23 protein-coding genes and 1 tRNA gene are annotated in these 20,333 nt (G+C 70.8%); 18 read left to right on the top strand and 6 right to left on the bottom strand.

The annotated features are described in order from the left end of the window. The first annotated feature begins 35 nt into the window (after positions 1-35). The 9 genes from QSK10_RS06910 (at position 36) to QSK10_RS06870 (ending at position 8,815) form a co-directional block, all read left to right on the top strand. Positions 36-106 (top strand) — tRNA-Gln (locus QSK10_RS06910). Between the two features lie 154 nt (positions 107-260). Beyond that, positions 261-1,688 (top strand): bifunctional UDP-N-acetylglucosamine diphosphorylase/glucosamine-1-phosphate N-acetyltransferase GlmU, encoded by a 1,428-nt coding sequence (gene glmU, locus QSK10_RS06905; protein WP_285661763.1) that lies wholly within the window; start codon positions 261-263, stop codon positions 1,686-1,688. A gap of 122 nt (positions 1,689-1,810) precedes the next feature. Next, positions 1,811-2,794 carry a ribose-phosphate diphosphokinase gene (locus tag QSK10_RS06900; RefSeq protein WP_285661762.1) on the top strand — a complete coding sequence of 328 codons (984 nt, stop codon included), beginning with the start codon at positions 1,811-1,813 and terminating at the stop codon, positions 2,792-2,794. 224 nt (positions 2,795-3,018) lie between these two features. Beyond that, a complete protein-coding gene (locus QSK10_RS06895) occupies positions 3,019-3,612 on the top strand; it encodes a 50S ribosomal protein L25/general stress protein Ctc (RefSeq protein ID WP_285661761.1) in 594 nt (197 codons plus the stop codon). Between the two features lie 12 nt (positions 3,613-3,624). Next, entirely contained in the window at positions 3,625-4,227 is a 603-nt protein-coding gene (gene pth, locus QSK10_RS06890; protein ID WP_285661760.1) for an aminoacyl-tRNA hydrolase, read from the top strand. 76 nt (positions 4,228-4,303) lie between these two features. Further along, positions 4,304-5,785, top strand: a complete 1,482-nt coding sequence (locus QSK10_RS06885; protein ID WP_285661759.1) for a sugar transferase — start codon at positions 4,304-4,306, stop codon at positions 5,783-5,785. 56 nt (positions 5,786-5,841) lie between these two features. Beyond that, on the top strand, positions 5,842-6,606 hold the full coding sequence (locus QSK10_RS06880; protein WP_285661758.1) for a 3'(2'),5'-bisphosphate nucleotidase CysQ: 765 nt from the start codon (positions 5,842-5,844) through the stop codon (positions 6,604-6,606). Next, the gene (gene cysD / locus QSK10_RS06875) at positions 6,606-7,541 is read left to right on the top strand and encodes a sulfate adenylyltransferase subunit CysD (RefSeq protein WP_432705297.1); all 936 of its coding nucleotides are present in this window, start codon (positions 6,606-6,608) and stop codon (positions 7,539-7,541) included. The genes QSK10_RS06880 and cysD overlap by 1 nt, the downstream gene beginning before the upstream one ends. Beyond that, positions 7,541-8,815 (top strand): sulfate adenylyltransferase subunit 1, encoded by a 1,275-nt coding sequence (locus tag QSK10_RS06870; RefSeq protein WP_285661756.1) that lies wholly within the window; start codon positions 7,541-7,543, stop codon positions 8,813-8,815. The genes cysD and QSK10_RS06870 overlap by 1 nt, the downstream gene beginning before the upstream one ends. A 721-nt stretch (positions 8,816-9,536) precedes the next feature. On the opposite strand, the gene QSK10_RS06865 is transcribed toward QSK10_RS06870, so the two are convergent. From QSK10_RS06865 to QSK10_RS06845, 5 genes are read right to left on the bottom strand one after another with little or no spacing between them, the layout of a single operon-like run. Then, positions 9,537-10,136 carry a hypothetical protein gene (locus QSK10_RS06865; RefSeq protein ID WP_285661755.1) on the bottom strand — a complete coding sequence of 200 codons (600 nt, stop codon included), beginning with the start codon at positions 10,134-10,136 and terminating at the stop codon, positions 9,537-9,539. After that, entirely contained in the window at positions 10,133-10,720 is a 588-nt protein-coding gene (locus QSK10_RS06860) for a hypothetical protein (protein WP_285661754.1), read from the bottom strand. The genes QSK10_RS06865 and QSK10_RS06860 overlap by 4 nt, the downstream gene beginning before the upstream one ends. A gap of 47 nt (positions 10,721-10,767) precedes the next feature. After that, positions 10,768-11,331, bottom strand: coding sequence for a hypothetical protein (locus QSK10_RS06855; RefSeq protein WP_285661753.1), 564 nt, complete (start codon positions 11,329-11,331; stop codon positions 10,768-10,770). Continuing rightward, a complete protein-coding gene (locus QSK10_RS06850) occupies positions 11,328-11,777 on the bottom strand; it encodes a hypothetical protein (protein WP_285661752.1) in 450 nt (149 codons plus the stop codon). Before QSK10_RS06850 ends, QSK10_RS06855 begins: the two co-directional genes overlap by 4 nt. Continuing rightward, complete coding sequence (locus tag QSK10_RS06845) at positions 11,768-12,265, bottom strand: GNAT family N-acetyltransferase (protein ID WP_285661751.1); 498 nt, start codon at positions 12,263-12,265, stop codon at positions 11,768-11,770. The genes QSK10_RS06850 and QSK10_RS06845 overlap by 10 nt, the downstream gene beginning before the upstream one ends. Before the next feature lie 96 nt (positions 12,266-12,361). On the opposite strand from QSK10_RS06845, the gene QSK10_RS06840 reads away from it, so the two are divergent. The 6 genes from QSK10_RS06840 (at position 12,362) to tsaB (ending at position 17,551) form a co-directional block, all read left to right on the top strand. Then, complete coding sequence (locus QSK10_RS06840) at positions 12,362-12,730, top strand: holo-ACP synthase (protein ID WP_285661750.1); 369 nt, start codon at positions 12,362-12,364, stop codon at positions 12,728-12,730. Next, the gene (locus tag QSK10_RS06835; protein ID WP_285661749.1) at positions 12,730-14,136 is read left to right on the top strand and encodes an NAD(P)H-hydrate dehydratase; all 1,407 of its coding nucleotides are present in this window, start codon (positions 12,730-12,732) and stop codon (positions 14,134-14,136) included. Before QSK10_RS06840 ends, QSK10_RS06835 begins: the two co-directional genes overlap by 1 nt. Before the next feature lie 70 nt (positions 14,137-14,206). Then, entirely contained in the window at positions 14,207-15,316 is a 1,110-nt protein-coding gene (alr, locus tag QSK10_RS06830; RefSeq protein WP_285661748.1) for an alanine racemase, read from the top strand. Then, positions 15,313-16,449 carry an alpha/beta fold hydrolase gene (locus tag QSK10_RS06825; RefSeq protein WP_285661747.1) on the top strand — a complete coding sequence of 379 codons (1,137 nt, stop codon included), beginning with the start codon at positions 15,313-15,315 and terminating at the stop codon, positions 16,447-16,449. Before alr ends, QSK10_RS06825 begins: the two co-directional genes overlap by 4 nt. Next, positions 16,446-16,892 (top strand): tRNA (adenosine(37)-N6)-threonylcarbamoyltransferase complex ATPase subunit type 1 TsaE, encoded by a 447-nt coding sequence (gene tsaE / locus QSK10_RS06820; RefSeq protein ID WP_285661746.1) that lies wholly within the window; start codon positions 16,446-16,448, stop codon positions 16,890-16,892. The genes QSK10_RS06825 and tsaE overlap by 4 nt, the downstream gene beginning before the upstream one ends. A 5-nt stretch (positions 16,893-16,897) precedes the next feature. Then, complete coding sequence (tsaB, locus tag QSK10_RS06815) at positions 16,898-17,551, top strand: tRNA (adenosine(37)-N6)-threonylcarbamoyltransferase complex dimerization subunit type 1 TsaB (protein WP_285661745.1); 654 nt, start codon at positions 16,898-16,900, stop codon at positions 17,549-17,551. Here the strand turns inward: tsaB and QSK10_RS06810 are convergent. Next, on the bottom strand, positions 17,544-18,113 hold the full coding sequence (locus QSK10_RS06810) for a hypothetical protein (protein WP_285661744.1): 570 nt from the start codon (positions 18,111-18,113) through the stop codon (positions 17,544-17,546). The genes tsaB and QSK10_RS06810 overlap by 8 nt on opposite strands. Positions 18,114-18,245: 132 nt before the next feature. On the opposite strand from QSK10_RS06810, the gene rimI reads away from it, so the two are divergent. From rimI to QSK10_RS06795, 3 genes are read left to right on the top strand one after another with little or no spacing between them, the layout of a single operon-like run. Next, positions 18,246-18,668 (top strand): ribosomal protein S18-alanine N-acetyltransferase, encoded by a 423-nt coding sequence (gene rimI, locus QSK10_RS06805; protein WP_285662933.1) that lies wholly within the window; start codon positions 18,246-18,248, stop codon positions 18,666-18,668. Then, a complete protein-coding gene (gene tsaD / locus QSK10_RS06800; RefSeq protein ID WP_285661743.1) occupies positions 18,665-19,738 on the top strand; it encodes a tRNA (adenosine(37)-N6)-threonylcarbamoyltransferase complex transferase subunit TsaD in 1,074 nt (357 codons plus the stop codon). The genes rimI and tsaD overlap by 4 nt, the downstream gene beginning before the upstream one ends. A 35-nt stretch (positions 19,739-19,773) precedes the next feature. Continuing rightward, positions 19,774-20,208 (top strand): nuclear transport factor 2 family protein, encoded by a 435-nt coding sequence (locus QSK10_RS06795; protein WP_285661742.1) that lies wholly within the window; start codon positions 19,774-19,776, stop codon positions 20,206-20,208. The last annotated feature ends 125 nt before the right edge of the window (positions 20,209-20,333 follow it).

Below are 20,333 nucleotides of genomic sequence, written 5' to 3'. Positions count from 1 at the left end.
TTGGTGTTCGTGAGAGAAAACGGACATTGGGGTCATCCCGGGTCGTATAAGGGCAATACCTTTGATTTTGGTTCAAATGATGGGGGTTCGAGTCCTCCCCCGGGAGCTGACCTGCGAAAACGCCCTCCGGGGCGTTTTCTAGTATCTGGCGTTCTAGGGTTCGGATCCCCTCCCTCAAGCCCCGCCCCCACCCCCTCTCCTCCCGGCATACGATGGCCCGAAGTCAGCCACAAGCCAGCACTGCCACGGACGGAGCCCTCATGCCGCAGCCCCAGCGCACCGTGATCCTGCTCGCCGCCGGGGAGGGCAAGCGCATGAAGTCCGCGCTCCCCAAGGTCCTGCACGAGGTGCTGGGTCGTTCGCTCATCGGGCACGTCCTCGCCGCCGCCGAGCCGCTCGCGGCCGCCGAGACCCTGGTGGTCGTCGGGCATGGCGCCGAGCAGGTCGAGGCGCATCTCGCGGTGATCACGCCGGACGCCAAGACCGTCCTGCAGGAGAAGCAGCTCGGCACGGGCCATGCCGCGCGGGTCGCGCTCGACACGGTTCCGGACGCCGTGGGCACCGTCGTCGTCCTGTACGGCGACACGCCGCTTCTCCAGGCCGACACGCTGCGCGAGTTCTGTGAGGCGCATGAGGCCTCGGGGCTGGCCGCCACCGTCCTGGTCGCCGATGTCGAGGACCCCACGGGCCTGGGCCGGATCATGCGGCACGAGGACGGCACGTTCCGCGAGATCGTCGAGCAGAAGGACGCCACGCCCGAGCAGCTGGCGGTCACCGAGATCAACTCGGGCATGTACGTCTTCGACGGCGCGCTGCTGCGTTCGGCGCTGGCGAACCTGTCCACCGACAACTCGCAGGGCGAGGAGTACCTCACCGAGGCGCTCACGAACCTGATCGCGGCGGGGCACGCGGTGGGTACGCACACGGCCGCGGACGTGGCCGACACGCTCGGGTGCAACGACCGGGAGCAGCTGGCGTGGCTGCGGGGCATCATGCAGAAGCGGGTGAACGGCGCTCTCATGCGCTCCGGGGTGACGATGGACGACCCGGCGAGCACCTGGGTCGACGTGACCGCCGTGGTCGAGCCGGACGTGACGGTGCGCCCGAACGTGCAGCTCAAGGGCCGGACGGTCGTCCGGGCCGGCGCGGAGGTGGGCCCGGATTCCACGCTGACCGACACGGTGGTCGGTGCGGGTGCGACGGTGGTCCGGACGCACGCGGAGGGTGCGAGTGTGGGCGCGGGGGCGTCGGTGGGGCCGTTCGCGTATCTGCGTCCGGCGGCGGAGCTGGGTGAGGCGTCGAAGGTGGGCACGTTCGTGGAGGTGAAGAACTCCACGATCGGTTCGGGTTCGAAGGTGCCGCATCTGTCGTACGTGGGGGACGCGACGGTGGGTGAGAAGTCGAACATCGGCGCGGGTGTGATCGTGGCCAACTACGACGGGCTGAAGAAGCACCGGACGTCGGTGGGGGACGCGGTGTTCATCGGGTGCGACTCGGTGCTGATCGCGCCGGTGACGATCGAGGACGGGACGTACGTGGCGGCGGGCAGCGCGATCGACGCGACGGTGGAGTCGGGTTCGCTGGGGGTGGCGCGGGCGCGGCAGCGGAACATCGCCGGCTGGGTGGAGCGGAAGCGGCCGGGGACCAAGACGGCCGACGCCGCCGCGCGGCACAAGTCGGCCGAATAAGCTCTTGTCGCGCGTCCCACAGCGACCAATGCCACATCGTTCGGGGATACCGCTCATGTGCGGTGAGCGCAGGGGCGAGACTTAGCGTGAATTCAGCAGCGCTACCAGGGAGCGGGTGGACCGTGGGCAGCATCGTGGCGGAGAACCGGAAGAGCATGATGCTCTTCTCCGGTCGGGCGTTTCCGGAGCTGGCGGAGGAGATCGGGCGTCATCTAGGTGTGGCGCCCACGCCGACGGACGCCTATGGCTTCGCCAACGGCGAGCTGTTCGTGCGGTACAAGGAGTCGGTGCGCGGCTCGGACGCGTTCGTGGTGCAGTCGATGTCGGCGCCCATCAACCGGTGGATGATGGAGACGCTGATCATGGTCGACGCGCTGAAGCGCGGTTCGGCCAAGCGGATCACGGTCGTGCTGCCGTTCTATCCGTACGCGCGTCAGGACAAGAAGCACCGGGGCCGGGAGCCGATCTCGGCGCGGCTGGTGGCCGACCTGCTGAAGACGGCGGGGGCGAACCGGATCCTGACGGTGGATCTGCACACCGCGCAGATCCAGGGGTTCTTCGACGGGCCGGTGGATCACCTGTTCGCGATGGACCTGCTGGCCGACTACATCGAGAAGAAGTACGCGGGCCGTCCGATGGCGGTCGTGGCGCCGGACTCGGGCCGGGTGCGGGTGGCGGAGCGGTGGACGGACCGGCTGGGCGGTTACACACCGCTGGCGTTCATCCACAAGACGCGTGACCCGCTGAAGCCGAACCAGGTGGTGGCCAACCGGGTCGTGGGTGACATCAAGGACCGGGTGTGCCTGCTGGTGGACGACATGATCGACACCGGCGGGACGATCTGCTCGGCGGCCGATCTGCTGGCCGAGGGCGGCGCGGCGGAGATCATCGTGGCGGCGACGCACCCGATCCTGTCGGATCCGGCGACCGAGCGGCTGCAGAAGTCGCCGATCTCGGAGGTCGTGGTGACCAACACGCTTCCGCTGGAGGACTACAAGAAGATCGACAAGATGACCGTGCTGTCGATCGCCCCGCTGGTCGCGCGGGCGATTCGCGAGGTGTTCGACGACGGCTCGGTGACCACCCTCTTCGGTGGCCTGTCGTAAGGACCTGTAGACTATTCCGGTTGCCACGGCGAGGGCGCTACGTGGTGTGTCCCGGGGTCGGCCCCTGCATGAACACGCAGCCGAATTTTTCGGATGGACACGCTTTCTCTTCTTCCGAAGGGGTTTCGTGAGCGCCGTCATCGACGCGGTGAGGGCTCCTTTTCTGGTGCCGCGCCATGCGTCGAGCGCCGACCTAGTCTGTAATTGAGGATGGAGTACTTCCCGTGTCCGAGGTCCGCATCAGCGCCGAGCCCCGCACCGAGTTCGGCAAGGGCGGCGCCCGTCGCACCCGGCGCGCCGGCAAGATTCCCGCCGTTCTGTACGGTCACGGCGAGAAGCCGAAGCACGTCGCGCTGCCGGCGCTTGAGTTCGCCGCCGCACTTCGTCGCGGTGGCATGAACCAGCTTTTCAGCATCGAAGTCACCGACGGCACCAAGGAGCTGGCGCTCCCGAAGGCCCTGCAGCGTGACCCCATCAAGGACACCATCGACCACGTGGACCTGCTGCTGGTCCGTCGTGGCGAGCAGGTCACCGTCGAGGTTCCGGTCGCGCTGACCGGTGAGCACGAGAAGGGCGGCCTGCTCGTCACCGAGCACGCCACGCTGTCCGTGCAGGCCGAGGCTTCGCACCTGCCCGAGTCGATCGAGGTGTCGGTCGAGGGCCTGGCCGTCGGCGCGAACATCACCGCCGCCGATGTGGTTCTTCCGAAGGGTGTGGCCCTGGTGTCGGACCCGGAGACGGTGATCGCGGTTCTGTCGGCTCCGGCCGTCGAGGCGCCCGCCGCGGACGAGACCGCTGAGGACTCCGCCGCCGAGTAGCGGCGTGGTCGTATGACCGAGGGTCCTTTCCTGGTCGTCGGCCTGGGTAATCCCGGGCCGAAGTACGCACGTAACCGGCACAATGCCGGGTTCATGGTCGCCGATCTGCTCGCGGAGCGGGTCGGCGACCGTTTCAAGTCCGCCGCGCGCGTGAAGGCGGACGTGGCCAGAGGGCGTCTGCCGTTGCCCTCTGGCGCGCCGGGTGGTCCGTCGATCGTGCTGGCGAAGCCGATGACGTACATGAACCTCTCGGGTGGCCCGGTGGCCGGGCTGGCGAACTTCTTCAAGTTCGGCATCGAGCAGATCGTGGTGGTCCACGATGAGCTAGACGTGCCGTTCGGGCAGATTCGGCTGAAGCGGGGTGGCGGCGAGGGCGGCCACAACGGGTTGCGCTCCATTTCGCAGTCGATGGGGTCGAAGGACTACATCCGGGTGCGGGTCGGTATCGGCCGTCCGCCGGGACGGATGGATCCGGCCGATTACGTGCTGCGCGATTTCCCCCCGGCCGAGGCCGAAGAGGCGGGTGTGTTGCTGGAGCGTTCGGCCGACGCGGTCGTGGACGTTCTGATCGATGGTCTGGAGAAGACCCAGAATCGTTACCACACCGCCAATTAGTGAGCCCGCTCACGTCTATTTTTCCTTTATGTGCTAAAAAGTGCCACACCATCGTCCGTTTTGAAGGGGATGCCGGGTGTTGGCAACAGATGTGCCGGTCGTGGAGGACATTTCGCGCGGTACGGTCGCGGTCCCGCGTCATCTTCCGCGTTTCGCGCGTCCGCAGTGGCAGGCGGTCTATCTGCGGAAACTCCTCGTTTTCGATCTTCTGGTCGCGCTCGCGGCGACGGTGACGGCGTTCGTCACGCGGTTCCGGGTGGTCAACGAGGCCAGTGAGGCTTATGTGCCGCTGTTCGTGGTGCTGCCGGTGGCGTGGCTGGTGTTCCTGTCGCTGAACCACGCCTACGAGTCGCGGTACCTGTACGTGGGGACGAGCGAGTACCAGCGGGTGCTGCGGGCGGGCATCGCGTTGATGGCGGTGGTGGCGCTGGTGTCGTACGCGCTGAACGTGCCGACCTCGCGGGCGTTCGTGCTGACGGCGGTCCCGTGCACGGTGGCGCTGACCCTGGCGGGCCGGTTCGTGCTGCGGCGGCGGTTGCACGGTGCGCGCACGAAGGGCCGGTGCATGCGCCGGGTGGTCCTGGTGGGGCACCCGTCGGCGGTGTCGGACCTGGCGCGGCAGTTGCAGCGGGAGCGGTTCCACGGCCTTGAGGTGGTGGGCGTGTGCTCGCCGGACGGGCGGGAGACCGGCGCGTTGCTGGACATGGACGTCCAGGTGCTGGGGTCGTTCGAGGACGCCGCCGACGCGGTGGCGATCGCTATGGCCGACACGGTGATCGTGCTGTCGTGCCCGGAGCTGGACGGGGTGGCGCTGCGGCGGATGGCGTGGCAGCTGGAGCGCGGTGACATCGACCTGATCGTGGCCTCGGCGATGGTGGACGTGGGGGGCTCGCGGACGTCGGTGCGGCCGGTGGACGGGCTGCCGATGCTGCATCTGGAGCACGCGGCCCTGTCGGGCACCAAGCGCCTGGTGAAGGAGGCCTTCGACCGGGTGGGGGCGTTGCTGCTGCTGGCGATGCTGTCGCCGCTGCTGCTGGTGCTGGTGATCTGGGTGCGCCGCTCGGGGGAGGGGCCGGCGATGTTCGCCCAGGAGCGCATCGGGCGCGACGCGAAGCCGTTCACGATCCTGAAGTTCCGGACCATGTACCCCGACGCCGAGCAGCGCCTGGAGGCCCTGCGCGCGCAGAACGACTACGACTCGGTGCTGTTCAAGATGCGCGACGATCCGCGGGTGACGCCGGTGGGGAAGGTCCTGCGGCGGTTCTCGCTGGACGAGCTGCCGCAGCTGTGGAACGTGGTGCGCGGGGACATGTCGCTGGTGGGGCCGCGTCCGCCGCTGGCGAGCGAGGTCGCGGTGTACCCCGACGACGTCCGCCGCCGGCTCGCGGTGAAGCCGGGCCTGACGGGTCTGTGGCAGATCTCGGGACGCTCCGACCTGCCGTGGGAGGAGGCGGTGCGCCTGGACCTGCGGTACGTGGAGCACTGGTCGCTGACGCTGGACCTGGTCATCCTCATCCGGACCGCCAGTGCCGTCCTCCGCTCCTCGGGTGCCTACTGACCGGTATGTGACGGGCGATACAGGACGTGTCGGTACAAGGCGTTACTCTGTGCCGCATGTCTGCGACCGATGGTGTTTTCGCGCGCGAGCTGGCCGAGCTGGCCGGACGGGAACTGCTGGCGCTGCGGCTGGCGGAGGGATTCGGCGATCCGGCGAAGCTGCGCGCCGAGGGCGACCGCCGGGCGCATGAGCTGATCATGGCCGAGCTGGCCGCGTCCCGGCCCGGCGACGCGATCCTGTCCGAGGAGGGCGAGGGCGAGCAGGGCCGCACCGGGACGTCCCGCCGTTCCGCCGATCGCGTGTGGATCGTCGATCCTCTCGACGGTACCCGCGAGTTCGGTGAGGAGGGGAACACTGATTGGGCGGTGCACATCGCGCTGTGGGAGCGGGGGAAGGGCCTGACGGCGGGTGCGGTGGCGTTGCCGGCGAAGGGGTACACGCTCGGTACCGATGTGCCGCCGGACGCGCCCGGGCAGGTGAGCGCCGGACCGCGCATCGCGGTGAGCCGGTCGCGTCCCCCGGCGTGGACGGAGAAGCTCGCCGAGGCCACCGGTGGTTCGCTGGTGCCGATGGGGTCGGCGGGCGCGAAGGTGGCCGCCGTGGTCACCGGTACAGTTGACGCCTACGTGCACGCCGGTGGCCAGCACGAATGGGACTCGGCGGCCCCTGTGGCGGTCGCGGTGACCGCGGGTCTGCACGCGTCGCGCATCGATGGGGCTGCGCTGGAATACAACGCGGAGGACCCGAAGCTGCCGGATCTGCTGGTGTGCCGCCCTGAGCTTGCTGAGGTGTTTCTGCGGGAGTTGGCCGGGCTGCTGTGATGAGCGGTCCGGCCGGTCAGAAGGGGTCCATTGTGGGCGATTACCGGGTGAGTCACCTCGACGCCCTGGAAGCGGAGAGCGTCTTCGTCTTCCGGGAGGTCGTGGCCGAGTTCGACCGTCCGGTGCTGCTGTTCTCCGGCGGCAAGGATTCGATCGTGATGCTGCATCTGGCGCTGAAGGCGTTCGCGCCGGCGCCGGTGCCGTTCCCGGTCATGCACGTCGACACCGGTCACAATTTCGCCGAGGTCATGGACTACCGGGACCGCAAGGTCGCCGAGCTGGGCCTGTCGCTCGTGGTGGCCAGTGTCGAGGAGGGGCTGGCGTCGGGGCTGGTGAGCGAGCAGCCGGATGGCGTCCGCAACCGCATCCAGACGCCGGTGCTGCTGGACGCGGTGGAGAAGCACCGTTTCGACGCGTTGTTCGGTGGTGCCCGCCGTGACGAGGAGAAGGCGCGCGCGAAGGAGCGCATGTTCTCCTTCCGGGACGAGTTCGGGCAGTGGGATCCGAAAAACCAGCGTCCGGAGCTGTGGTCGCTGTACAACTCGCGGGTGCACGCCGGTGAGTCGATTCGGGTGTTCCCGCTGTCCAACTGGACCGAGCTGGACATCTGGCACTACATCGCGCGCGAGAAGATCGATCTGCCGTCGATCTACTTCGCCCACGATCGTGAGGTCGTGGAGCGGGACGGGATGCTCTACGGCGTCACCGAGCACCTCCAGCCGCGCGATGGTGAGGCGGTGCGCGTGGAACGCGTCCGTTACCGCACCGTCGGGGACGCGACCTGCACCGCGGCGGTCGCCTCCGACGCCGTCACCGTCGAGGCCGTCATCGCCGACGTCGCCTCCACCAGGATCACCGAACGCGGCGCGACCCGGGGCGACGACCGGGTCAGCGAGGCCGCGATGGAAGACCGCAAGCGCGAGGGGTACTTCTAATGGAGACGGTTACCGAGCCGACCGAGTTGCTGCGTTTCGCCACGGCGGGCAGCGTCGACGACGGCAAGAGCACCCTGATCGGGCGCCTGCTCTATGACACCAAGACCCTCTTCGACGACCAGCTGGCGGCCGTGGAGGCGGTGTCGAGCGCGCGCGGTGACGATTACACCGACCTGGCGCTGCTGACCGATGGTCTGCGCGCCGAGCGCGAGCAGGGCATCACCATCGACGTGGCCTACCGGTACTTCGCCACGCCCCGGCGGAAGTTCATCATCGCCGACACCCCCGGGCACATCCAGTACACGCGGAACATGGTGACCGGTGCGTCCACCGCCGACCTGGCGCTGATCCTGGTCGACGCCCGCAAGGGCCTGGTGGAGCAGTCGCGGCGGCACGCGTTCCTGTGCTCGCTGCTGCGCGTCCCGCACATGGTGCTCGTGGTCAACAAGATGGACCTCGTGGACTACTCGCAGGAGGTCTTCGAGCGGATCGCCGCCGAGTTCACCGCCTTCGCCACGAAACTCGACGTGCCGGACCTGACGATCCTGCCGGTGTCGGCGCTTCGCGGTGACAACGTGGTGGAGCGCTCGCCGAACCTGTCGTGGTTCGAGGGTCCGTCTCTGCTGCACCATCTGGAGCGCGTGCACATCGCCTCCGACCGCAACCTCGTGGACGTGCGGTTCCCCGTGCAGTACGTGATCCGGCCGCAGTCGAACAAGTACCGCGACTACCGGGGCTACGCCGGGCAGGTCGCCTCGGGCGTCCTGAAGCCCGGTGACGAGGTCATGGTGCTGCCCTCGGGGTTCACCACCACGATCGCGTCGATCTCCACCGCCGACGGTGAAGTGGCCGAGGCCTACCCGCCGATGTCGGTGACGGTGCGGCTGACCGACGAGCTGGACGTGTCGCGCGGCGACCTGATCTGCCGGCCGAACAACCGTCCGGTGGCGGCGCAGGACGTGGACGCGATGATCTGCTGGATGGACGAGAAGACGCCGCTGCAGCGGGGGCGGAAGTACGCGATCAAGCACACGACGCGGTCGGCGCGGACGATCGTGAAGGAGCTGCAGTACCGGCTGGATATCAATACGCTGCACCGGGATGAGGCGCCGGATGGGTTGGCGCTGAATGAGATCGGGCGGGTGCGGTTGCGGACTACGGTGCCGCTGCTTTGTGATGAGTACCGGCGGAATCGGTCGACGGGGGGGTTTATCGTGATCGATGAGGCTACTAATCGGACGGTTGGGGCGGGGATTATTGTGGAGGCGGGGTAGGGGGCGGTTTTTTGGGGCGGCGTTTGCTGGGGGTGGGCGGCGGTTTTTGGGCCCAGCCCCAGCCCCAGCCCCAGCCCCAGCCCCAGCCCCAGCCCCAGCCCCAGCCCCAGCCGTCGCGAGTCTCGCTACCACAGCCCTCGTTGCGGCACCTCTCCCGTCGCCCTCACCCCGAGCCGGTCTCCCCGCGCTTCCTGCCCGCCCCATGGATCGACCATCTTCTATTCGCCAGATCGGCGCTATGACACGGTCACCCTCTAGACAGGGCTTTCAGCCCTGGGACCCGGACCAGGGGTGCGGCCCCTGGACGCCGGACCTCTCTCGGGAGGCTCCACCCGCGTTCGGCCTTTGCGACGGTGAACGATGAACCTCGGGGTGTCAAGACGGTAGAGCGTGTCTTGACACCCCGAGAACCCTCGTTCGAAGAACCATCCGGCCGACCGAGGGAGGATCCTCTCCTATCCCGAGACAGCTCACGCACAAGCTGGTCCCGGGCCCGTGTTGTCTTGCGGCTTACGGGCCGTCTCGGTGCGGCTCTACTACAACGAGCTTTTGTCCCCACCCGGGTTTTGACCCCGTTGCCCGCCAGTCACCTTGCCCGGGTCTAAAACAACGAGCTTCTGTCCGTGCCCGGGTTTTGACCCCGTAGCAAGCCAGTCACCTTGCCCGGCTTAGTTCTTGCGCGCGCACCTGTCCCTGCCCTGCCTGCGTCTCGCCCTGTGCTCTACGCCCTGAACTTCACCGAGGCGGTCATTTCCCGCAGTGCCTTCGCCAGTGATCCCGTCGTGTCCGTGCCGTCTTGTGGTTGGTCGGCGCGGAGGGTCAGCAGGATGCCGTTCTTGCTGATGTACACGTGTTCGGTGCCGCCGTCGGTCCAGGTGTGGGCGGTGGTGGTGGGGTCGGCGGTGGGGAGGTCGGTGATGGTGGCGGATCCGGCGTTCTTCTTCAGGATCTCGGTGAAGTCGCCTTCGAGGGGTTGGTGTTCCGCCTTGATGCCGGCTTTGGTGGGGAACCAGGTTTCGGGGGCGAATGTGGCGTCTGCGTGTTCGCCTTCGCCGGGGTTGGGCATGGTGGTGAGGCCGGCGGGGATGGTGAGGGTGTAGGGGAGGCTCGCCACGTCGAAGGGGGTGGGGGTGCCTTGGAGGGCGGGGTATTCGCGGTCGTAGCTCGGGAAGGGCTTGTAGTCCGTGCGGTTGTTCGAGATGACGAGGAAGACGATCATCAGCAGGACGAGGGGGATCAGGGCGATCGCGGGGGTGGTGGCCTTGTAGGAGGCGGTTTTGCGGTCGGGGATGCCGCTTCCGCTGCCGTCGCTGGCGGTCATGCCGTGGGCTCCAGGTTCTGCAGGGCGGTGGCGCAGCCGTCGATGAGGGGTTGGGCGTATTTGAGGTCGCTGTAGGCGCAGTCGAGGACGGTGACGGTTCCGGCCAGGTAGGCCTGGATGAGGACGCCTTGCCATTCGTCGGGTTCGTCGGAGTAGGCGATGGCGATGACCTGGAAGCCGTTGACGGAGGTGGGGTGGGGTTCTGCGGTGCGCCAGTGGGCGGATTTGGCGGTGAGGGTGGCGGCTCGTTCGCGTCCGGCGGCGGTGGTGGTGTCGAGGCCGGGGGCGAGGTGGTGGGTGGTCATGGTGATGGTGGCCTTGCCGTCGGCGTAGTCGCCTTCGCCGCGGTCGACGTACCAGCCGGCGGGCATGCGGGTGGTGACGGTGGCGGGGCCGGGGCCGATGGGGGCTTGGGCGGGGGTGCCGGGTGGGAGGGGGTGGGCGTCGGCGAAGTCTGGGGTGACGGGGGCCCAGGGGCCGAGGTGGTTGATGGAGGCCACGGCCCAGGCCAGGAGGAGGCACACGGTGAGGCTGGCGGTGAAGGCGATCCAGCGTTGGACGCGCGCTCGGCGTGGGACGGACATGGGACGCAGGGTAGCCCGGGGTGACCAGGGGGCCGGCGGAAGCGGGGCTAGCGGAAGTGCAGGGTCGCGATGAGGGACTCGGCGGCGTGGGTGAGGACCGTTTTGTCGTAGGTGTCGCGGTAGTCGGGCGGTTCTGTGGCGATGTGGACGGAGTGGGTGCCGTGGAAGAGGTGGTAGTTGCGGCTGCCGGGGGACTGGTCGGGCTCCGCGTAGGTGGTGATCAGGCGGTAGTCGTCGCGTTCGATCCGGTCGATGACGGTCGGTCCCGTCGGTCCCAGGTCGTCCCAGTCGCGGGTGTCGAAGTCGTCGACACCGGAGGTCCACCACACCTGGAGCATCGCCGGGGTGGGCAGCCAGGACTCCGGGACCAGCTCCAGGCGGTCGGCGGTGGGGTCGATGGCGAAGCCTTCGGGCACGGCGAAGGTGAAGGGCACCGAGGGGTCGTCGATGACGACCGTGCCGGGGGTGGCCGAGATCGGGGGGAGGTTGCGGTGGGTGCCCGGCTGGAAGGCCTCGTCGTCCTGGCCGCCGTAGGTGACGAGGGCGGCCAGGGCCCAGATGAGGGCGGTGAGCGCGGCGAGGGCGCCGGTGAGGACGGGGCGGCGCTTCACGCGGTGACCGGCTGATCGAGGACCTGGGCGCACTCGGCGAGGCGGGCCGGGCGGTCGAAGCCGTCGAGGCCGCAGTCCTGGACGACCATGGTCCCGGCGGGGAACCAGGCGGTGGCGACGCCGGTCCAGTCGCCGTTGGCGTCGGTGTAGGCGTACTCGACGGCGGGGAGGCCGCCGATGGTGCGCTGGACGGTGGGGCCGAGGCGGGGGTGGTCGCGGCGGAGGGCGACGGCGAGGGCGTGGGCGCGTTCGCCGGGGGTGGTGGTGGGGACACCGACGAGGGGATAGGCGTGTGTGGTGCCGACGGGGGGTGTGCCGGTGGCGGGGGTGACGCCGACGAGGGTGGGCACCGGGGCCGGCGTGGGCAGGGCCAGGTAGCCGGTGACGAGGGCGGCGGCGCCGACCGCGGCGAGCACGCCGAGCAGGCCCCGGACGTTCATGGGCATGCCCGCGAGGATAACGGTTTCGGCAGGTCGAAGACGGCGGTGACGGCGTCTCCGTCGATGGTGAAGGCCGCGCCGTTGCGGCGGAGGGCGCCGCGGGAGCCGTGATTGTCCACTGTGGTCTCGGCGACCACGCGGGTGGCGCCGAGGGTGGTGGCCTCGGTGAGGGCGAGGCGGATGGCTTCGGCGCCGACGCCTTTGCCGCGGGCGGAGCGGGCGATCCAGAGGCCGGTTTCGAGGACGCCGGGGGCGATCCAGTCGAGGCGGAGGGATCCGGCGGCGTGGCCGTCGACGGCGATGACGTAGGTGTTGCGGACGCGTTCGGCGCGGCGGGCGCGGTGGAAGTCACCGAACGCGGCTTCGCTGTCGGGGTGCCAGCCGGGTGGGCCGTCGACGGGTGGCATGACCTCGGTGGGGTCGGCGTCGGTGACGGCGACGGCGGTGAGGCTGGTCAGCCAGGGGTCGTCGAGGGGGTGAAGGTCCACGGCCATGTCGAGCAAGGTTAGCCGTCCGAACGAGTGACGCGCGGTCACCCGGCCGGTGCGGCGATGCTGTGCGTTCGGGGATTCTTGTGTAAGGGTTGGCGGGTGATCGTCGCGGTAGGGATCGACGTGGTTCTCGTCGAGCGATTCGCGCGGGCCTTGACCCGCACGCCTCTGCTGGCCGACCGTTTGTTCACCGAGAGTGAGCGGACGGCGTCCGGCGGCCGGTTGCGTTCGCCGGAGTCGCTGGCGGCGCGGTTCGCCGCGAAGGAGGCGGTGGCCAAGGCGCTGGGCGCGCCCACGGGCCTGCACTGGCACGACTGCGAGGTGGTGTCCGATCCGGACGGCCGCCCGTGGCTGACGGTGGCGGGCACGGTCGCGGCCGCCGCGGCCGACCGTGGTGTGGCGCGCTGGCATCTGTCGCTGTCGCACGACGGCGGGATCGCCTCGGCGATCGTCGTCGCGGAGGCCTGATGCGGGGCGCGTGGCGGGCCGGGCGGGTTCGGGCCGCCGAGGCCGCGCTGATGGCGACCGTCCCCAATGGAACGTTGATGCAACGGGCCGCGGCGGCGTTGGCGCGGCGGGCCGCGCTGATGCTGGACGGCGTGTACGGCTCGACGGTGCTGGTGCTGACCGGTCCCGGCGACAACGGCGGGGACGCGCTGTACGCGGGCGCGCGCCTGGCCCGGCGGGGCGCGCGGGTGCTCGCGCTGCCCCTGGCGTCCCGGACGCACGAGGACGCTCTCGCCGACCTCCTGAACGCCGGTGGCCGGGTCGTCCACACGCCACCGTCGCGTGTGGACCTCGTGATCGACGGGATCCTCGGCATCGGCGGGCGCCCCGGGCTGCGCGAGGACGCCGCCGCGATCGTCGAGGGCCTCACCGCCCCGGTGCTCGCCGTGGACCTGCCGTCCGGTGTGGACGTCGACACCGGCGACGTGCCCGGACCGGCCGTCACCGCCGACGTGACCATCACCTTCGGGTGCCTCAAACCCGCCCTCGTCGTGGGACCGGCCGCCGCGCGCGCCGGGCTGATCGAGGTAGCCGACATCGGCCTCGGCCCGTACCTGGACGAGCCGTACGTGCTGATCCCCTCCTCGGCCGACGTGGCCGCCGCGTGGCGCCGCCCGCGTCCCGGCGACGACAAGTACACGCGCGGGGTCCTGGGCATCGCCGCCGGATCGGCGCGCTACCCGGGCGCGGCGCGGCTGGCCGTGGCCGGCGCGCTGGCCGGGCCGGGCGGGTACGTGCGCTACGCCGGTCCCGCCGCGCGCGAGGTCGCCGGGGCGCACCCGGAGGTCGTGACGTACTGGCGGGCCGCCGAGGCCGGGCGCGTCCAGGCGTGGACCGTCGGGCCGGGGCTCGGCACCGACGGTGTCGCGCGCGCCGAACTGATGTCGATGCTGGACCATCCCGTCCCGGTGTGCGTCGACGCCGACGCGATCACCCTCCTGTCGCAGGACCCCGCCGCCCTCGCCGGGCGCCAAGGTCCCACCGTTCTGACCCCCCACGACCGGGAGTTCGCGCGCCTCTTCGGACGCGAGCCCGGCCCCGACCGCGTCGCCGCCGCCCGCGAGCTCGCCGAGCGCACCGGCGCGGTGGTGCTGCTGAAGGGCCACCGCACGGTCGTCGCCGCCCCCGACGGGCGCGCCTACGCCAACCCCACCGGGCATCCGGCGCTGTCCACGGCCGGGTCGGGCGACGTCCTGTCGGGCCTGCTGGGGTCACTGCTGGCCTCGGGTGTGGAACCGGCGCTCGCGGCGGTCTCGGCGGCCTATCTGCACGGCCTGGCGGGCGCGCGGGCGGCCGCCGACGGGCCGGTGACGGCGCCGCGGGTGGCCGATGCGCTGCGGGAGGTCGTGCGGGACGTCGTCGGCTGAGGCTTCCCGTCCAGCGGGCGCCGCACGGGGACACATCCGCCCGAACCGCGCCCGGACGTACGCTGTGACCATGCTTGATCAGACCGAGGCGCTCATCGACCTCGACGCCATCGGCGCCAACACGGCGCTGCTGGCGTCCATGACGAGCGCCGAGGTCATGGCCGTCGTCAAGGCCGACGGGTACGGGCACGGCCTGGTGCCCTCCGCGCGGGCCGCCCTCGGCGGCGGCGCGACGTGGCTGGGCGTGGCGACCCTCGACGAGGCGCGGCGGCTGCGGGAGGCGGGCGTGACCGCGCCGACGCTGGCGTGGCTGCACACCTCCGGGCAGGACTTCGCCGGCGCGATCGCCGCCGATGTCGACCTGTCGGCCTCGACCCTCGGGCAGGTCGCCGAGCTCTCGGCCGCCGCGCAGCACGCGGGCCGCCCGGCGCGCGTGCACCTCAAGATCGACACCGGGCTGTCCCGCAACGGCGCGCGGCCCGAGGAGTGGCCGATGCTGCTGGACGCGGCGGCCAAGGCGCAGGCCGACGGGCACGCCGAGGTCGTGGGCGTGTGGAGCCACCTGGCGTGCGCCGACGTCCCGGACGCCCAGGCCAACGCCGATCAGCTCGCGGTGTTCGTCGCAGCCGTGGAGGCCGCCGAGAACGCCGGGCTGGAGGTCCCGCACCGGCACCTGGCCAACACCCCCGGCCTGCTGGCCGCGCCCGAGACCCACTTCACGCTCGTGCGGCCCGGCATCGGCGTCTACGGGCTGTCCCCGATGCCCGGGGAGACCTACGGCCTCATCCCCGCCATGACGCTGCGGGCGCGCGTCGCGCTCGTCAAACGCGTCCCCGCCGGGACCGGCGTCTCCTACGGCCACACCTACACCACCGACCGCGAGACCACCCTCGCGCTCGTCCCGCTCGGATACGGTGACGGCGTGCCCCGTGCCGCCTCCTCCATCGGGCCCGTCGCGATCAACGGTGAGCGCTTCACCATCGCCGGGCGCGTCTGCATGGACCAGTTCGTCGTCGACGTCGGCGACCACGACGTCGCCGAGGGCGACACCGCCGTCCTGTTCGGACCCGACGGGCCCTCCGCCGACGACTGGGCCACGGCCACCGGCACCATCAACTACGAGATCGTCACCCGCGTCTCGCCACGCGTGCCGCGCAGGTACATCGGGGGCGCGTTATGAGCGAGGAGCCCAAGGCGTCCAAGGCCAAAAAGGCCGGGATCATCGGCGCCATCGTCGGCCTGGCCGCCGCCGGCATCGCCGCGGGCGTGGGCACCCAGCGCTACCTGGTGAAACGGGCCCGCAAGGCCGAGGACGACCCCTACGCCGACGAGCCCTTCGGGATCCTGCCCTACGACACCACCGCCACCGTCACCACCACCGACGGCGTCAAGCTCTACGCCGAGATCGAGGGCGCCGCCGACGCCCCGCTCACCGCGATCTTCGTCCACGGCTTCTGCCTGGACATGGGCACCTTCCACTTCCAGCGCCGCGCGCTGACCGCCGCGAAACTGCCCGTCCGCGCCGTCTACTACGACCAGCCCGGCCACGGCCGCTCCGACGCCCTGCCGATCCCCGAATACGACATCGAGACCCTCGGCGCGAGCCTCGGCGAGCTCATCGACGCCGTGGCGCCCAAGGGCCCCCTCGTCCTCATCGGGCATTCGATGGGCGCGATGACGATCATGGCGCTGGCGGAGCAGCGGCCGGAGCTGTTCGCCGAGCGGGTCAAGGGCGTGGCGTTGCTGTCGACGAGTTCGGGTGGGCTCTCGGAGGTGTCCTTCGGGTTCCCGAAGGTGATCTCGCAGCTGCGGCGGCCGCTGCTGCCGCTGGTGACGGGGGCGGCGCGGATGACGCCGTCGATGATCGACCGGGCCCGGCGGGCCGCGGGGGACGTGGCGTGGCTGCTGACCCGCCGCTACGGGTTCGGCACGGCCAAGCCCAGCCCGAGCGTGGTGTCCTACGTGGAGCTGATGAACACCGCGACGCCCATGCAGACCGTCGCGGGGTACCTCAAGACCCTCATGACGCACGCCCGTGAGGCCTCGCTGCCGGTGTTCAGCGGCGGTGACGTGCTCATCATCGGCGGCGCGAAGGACCTGTTCACGCCCGTGACGCACACCCACCGGCTCGCCGAGCTGATGCCGCAGGCGCGGCTGGTGGTGCTGCCCGAGGCGGGGCACGTCGCGCCCCTGGAGTTCCCCGACGAGGTCAGCGGGCCGCTGCTGGCGCAGCTGCACCGCATCAGCGAGGCCGTGACCGCCGGGCCCGTGAAGAAACTGTTCAGCCGACGCCGAAAGAAGAGCGACCAGTGAAGTTCACCGCCGCCACCGTCGAGGACACCCGCGCGCTCGGCGAGCGTCTCGCCGCGCTGCTCAAGCCGGGTGACCTGCTCGTCCTGATCGGCCCGCTGGGCGCGGGCAAGACCGCGTTCACGCAGGGCCTGGGCGCCGGGCTGGGCGTGTCGGGGGCGGTGACGAGCCCGACGTTCGTGATCTCCCGCGTGCACAAGGGACCGCTGCCGCTGGTGCACGTCGACGCCTACCGGCTCGGTGGGGCCCTGGAGGTCGACGACATCGACCTCGACGCCGACGTCGCCGACTCGGTCACGGTCGTGGAGTGGGGCGAGGGGCTGGTGGAGCAGCTCGCCGAGTCGCACCTGGAGGTTCGCATCGACCGCCGCGCCGACGACGTCCGCGAGATCACGTTCGTCCCGGCCGGGGGCGACTGGGCCGACCGGCTCGCCGGGCTAGGCTGACCGGCGTGTTCGTTCTCGCCGTCGATACCGCCACGCCCGCCACCTCCGCCGCCGTCGCCCACGTCGATGAGACGGGTGTGGAGATCCGCGCGACCGAACGGGTCGTGGACGCCCGCAGGCACGGCGAGGAACTCGCGCCGCTGATCGCCTCCGCGCTGGCCACCGCCGGGATCACCCCCGGTGACCTGTCGGCGATCGTCGCCGGTGTCGGGCCGGGCCCGTTCACCGGGCTGCGGGTCGGCCTGGTCACCGCCGCCGCGATGGGCCACGCCCTCGCCGTCCCGACCTACGGGGTGTGCTCGCTGGACGCCATCGGCACCCTCACCACCGGCCGCGTGCTCGCCGCCACCGACGCCCGCCGCCGCGAGGTCTACTGGGCCGTCTACGACAACGGTGAGCGCGTCGACGGCCCGGCGGTGGACAAGCCCGCCGCGCTCGCCGTGGACGACGTGACCTCGGCGGTGGGGGACGGCGCGATGCTGTACGCCGAGGTCCTGGGCCTGCCGGTGGCGCCCGAGCCGCGCTACCCCGACCTGGCGGCGATGGTGGCGGTGGCCGCCGGGCGTATCCGGGCGGGCGCGCCGACCGAGCAGCTCACGCCGCTGTACCTGCGGCGTCCCGACGCGGTGCCGCCCCCGGGCGTGGTCGTCGCTAGCTGATCTGGAGCGAGCGCAGCACCGTCTGGCAGGCGTTTCGGACGGTGCTCTCCTGCTTGTCCCACTGGCAGATGACCTGCACCAGCTTCGGGCCGAAGAACAGGTAGGTCGCCTCGAAGGTCACCGTCTTGCCGTTGACCGACTTGGTGACGACCTGCACGAAGCCCTTGTGGCGGGAGGCCAGCGCCAGGATCGGCTCGCCCTGGGGGGTGACCCCGGCGGCGGTGTCGTACTCGGCGATCTTGGCCTTGAGGGCCTCGTCGGTGGCGCCGGTGAAGTCCTGCGGCAGCGCGTAGGAGGCGGTCATGACCGCCTCGATGGTGTCGACGTTCTTCAGTGCCGCGATGCGGGTCTTCTTGTCGTCGGCGATGACCATGGGCAGGGCCACCGCGCTGGACTCGGCGAAGTCGGAGGGCATCGTCCAGGACACCTTGAGGGGGCCCTCGGCGGTCACCGCGGGTCCGGAGTTCGACGCCGAGGGCTCGGGATCGGGGGTTTCGGGCGTGCAGGACACCAGCGCGGCCAGCAGCGCCACCGCCGCCAGAGGGCGGATCCAACGCGACACAATGCACCTCCGAGGGGATGGGGCTCCAGCGTAGTGGGCAGGGGCACGCGACCGTTCCTCGCGTTCGCCGCGCGTGCCCGGGCCCGGTCCGCCCCGGCGACGACCTAGGCTGTACCCGTGGAGATCGAGCGGATGCGCTGGTGGCACATCGAGGCGCTGGAGCCGATCGAGCGCGAGGTGTTCGCCGCCGAGGCGTGGAGCCCGGCCATGTTCTGGTCCGAACTGGCCGCCGGGCACCACTACCTCGTCGCCGTCGAGGACGGCGAGCTGGCCGGCTACGCCGGGCTCGCGGTGACCGGTGACGAGGCGTGGATCAACAACATCGCCGTCGTCCCCCTGCGGCGCGGGCACGGCCTCGGCAGGCGCATGGTCGGCGATCTGCTGGACGAGGCCCGGCGCCGGGGCGCGGCGACCGTCGCGCTGGAGGTGGCCGTGGACAACGCCCCCGCCCAGCGGCTCTACGATTCCTACGGGTTCGAGCAGATCGGCGTCCGCCGCGGCTACTACCAGGCCACCGGCACCGACGCGCTGGTGATGATCAAGGAGCTTTCGTGACGGACGAACCGCTGGTCCTCGGCATCGAGACCTCCTGCGACGAGACGGGCGTCGGCATCGTCCGCGGGCACACCCTGCTCGCCGACGCGATCGCCACCAGCGTCGACCAGCACGCCCGCTTCGGCGGGGTCGTGCCGGAGGTGGCCAGCCGCGCGCACCTGGAGGCGATGATCCCGACCGTCCAGCGAGCCCTCGACACCGCCGGGGTCACCCTCGGCGACATCGACGCGATCGCGGTGACGGCCGGGCCGGGCCTGTCCGGCGCGCTGCTGGTGGGCGTGGCCGCCGCGAAGGCCTACGCGCTGGCGGCGGGCAAGCCGATCTACGGCGTGAACCACCTCTCGGCGCACATCGCCGTCGACACCCTGGAGAACGGGCCCATCCCCGAGCCCGCCCTGGGCCTGCTGGTCTCCGGCGGGCACTCCTCGCTGCTGCTGGTGGAGGACCTCGCCGGGCGCGTGGAGCAGCTCGGCGCGACCATCGACGACGCCGCCGGTGAGGCCTACGACAAGGTCGCGCGCCTGCTGGGCATGCCCTTCCCCGGCGGCCCGCCCATCGACCGCGCGGCCAAGGACGGCGACCCGCACGCGATCGAGTTCCCGCGCGGGCTGACCGGTCACCGCGACATGGAGAAGCACCGCTACGACTTCTCCTTCTCCGGGCTCAAGACGGCCGTGGCGCGCTGGATCGAGGCCCGCGAGAAGGCCGGCGAGCCCGTCCCCGTCAACGACGTGGCGGCGTCCTTCCAGGAGGCCGTCTGCGACGTCCTGACCCGCAAGGCCCTCGACGCGGCCAAGGAGCACGGCATCGAGACCCTGCTGCTGGGTGGCGGCGTCGCGGCCAACTCGCGCCTGCGCGCGATGTCGGTGGAGCGTTTCGAGAAGGCCGGGATGCGCGTCCGCGTCCCCCGCCCCGGGCTGTGCACCGACAACGGCGCGATGGTCGCCGCCCTCGGCTCACACCTGGTCGCCGCCGGTGTCGCACCCTCCGACCTGGGCATCCCCGCCGACTCGGCGCTGCCGGTGGAGCTGGTGAGCATGGTCGAACACGACGTGCGGGTGACGCGCTAGTCCCGTTCCTTGTGGACGGTGGCTAGGGTCGCCCGATGAGCCACCCCACACCACGCGAGGTGTTCGAGCGACTGGTCGAGGGCGTCTGCGCCGCCGACCCCGAGCTGCACCTGCTGTACGCGGAGAGCATCGACGTCCGCCACCCCCTCTGGCCCGGCGAGCCCCTGCGGACCCGCGAAGAGCTGCGGAAGCATTTTGCCGGGCCGCCGGATTCCAAGGCCGACCCCATCGAGCGCCGCCCCGTCGACATCGTGGTGCACGAGACGGGCGACCCCGAGGTGATCGTGGCGGAGTTCGCCTACGCGGGCCGCAACCTTCGCACCGGGCGGGAGTTTCGCGTGCCGTGCGTGTTCGTGATGCGAGTGCGCGACGGGCTGATCGTGGAATCGCGCGACTACATCGACCATGTGGGGAGCGCGGCGGCGCGGGGGATGTTCGAGGAGGCGGTGGCGCTGCGGAGGGGGCAGTGAGCCGGCGGGTCGCTGACCACGGAATGGACGTGATTCGCATGGCGACCGGGGCTGGCGTCATGCCGATGACGACACTTCAAGTGCGGGACGTGCTGGAAGAGACCATCGAGGCCCTCAGCGCGAGA

Source organism: Actinorhabdospora filicis (genome assembly GCF_030269765.1).
GTDB classification, from domain to species: domain Bacteria; phylum Actinomycetota; class Actinomycetes; order Mycobacteriales; family Micromonosporaceae; genus Actinorhabdospora; species Actinorhabdospora filicis.
The sequence above is the reverse complement of the archived record's forward strand: the minus strand, read 5'-3'. Positions and strand labels throughout refer to the sequence as shown.

Coding starts and splice junctions, on each gene's coding strand:
- QSK10_RS06880 (WP_285661758.1), top strand. CDS start 5,842: ATGTCTGCGACCGATGGTGTTTTCGCGCGCGAGCTGGCCGAGCTGGCC.
- QSK10_RS06860 (WP_285661754.1), bottom strand. CDS start 10,720: ATGTCCGTCCCACGCCGAGCGCGCGTCCAACGCTGGATCGCCTTCACC.
- QSK10_RS06845 (WP_285661751.1), bottom strand. CDS start 12,265: ATGGCCGTGGACCTTCACCCCCTCGACGACCCCTGGCTGACCAGCCTC.
- QSK10_RS06825 (WP_285661747.1), top strand. CDS start 15,313: ATGAGCGAGGAGCCCAAGGCGTCCAAGGCCAAAAAGGCCGGGATCATC.
- pth (WP_285661760.1), top strand. CDS start 3,625: ATGACCGAGGGTCCTTTCCTGGTCGTCGGCCTGGGTAATCCCGGGCCG.
- QSK10_RS06850 (WP_285661752.1), bottom strand. CDS start 11,777: ATGCCCATGAACGTCCGGGGCCTGCTCGGCGTGCTCGCCGCGGTCGGC.
- glmU (WP_285661763.1), top strand. CDS start 261: ATGCCGCAGCCCCAGCGCACCGTGATCCTGCTCGCCGCCGGGGAGGGC.
- QSK10_RS06795 (WP_285661742.1), top strand. CDS start 19,774: ATGAGCCACCCCACACCACGCGAGGTGTTCGAGCGACTGGTCGAGGGC.
- QSK10_RS06835 (WP_285661749.1), top strand. CDS start 12,730: ATGCGGGGCGCGTGGCGGGCCGGGCGGGTTCGGGCCGCCGAGGCCGCG.
- QSK10_RS06870 (WP_285661756.1), top strand. CDS start 7,541: ATGGAGACGGTTACCGAGCCGACCGAGTTGCTGCGTTTCGCCACGGCG.
- rimI (WP_285662933.1), top strand. CDS start 18,246: ATGCGCTGGTGGCACATCGAGGCGCTGGAGCCGATCGAGCGCGAGGTG.
- cysD (WP_432705297.1), top strand. CDS start 6,606: ATGAGCGGTCCGGCCGGTCAGAAGGGGTCCATTGTGGGCGATTACCGG.
- alr (WP_285661748.1), top strand. CDS start 14,207: ATGCTTGATCAGACCGAGGCGCTCATCGACCTCGACGCCATCGGCGCC.
- QSK10_RS06865 (WP_285661755.1), bottom strand. CDS start 10,136: ATGACCGCCAGCGACGGCAGCGGAAGCGGCATCCCCGACCGCAAAACC.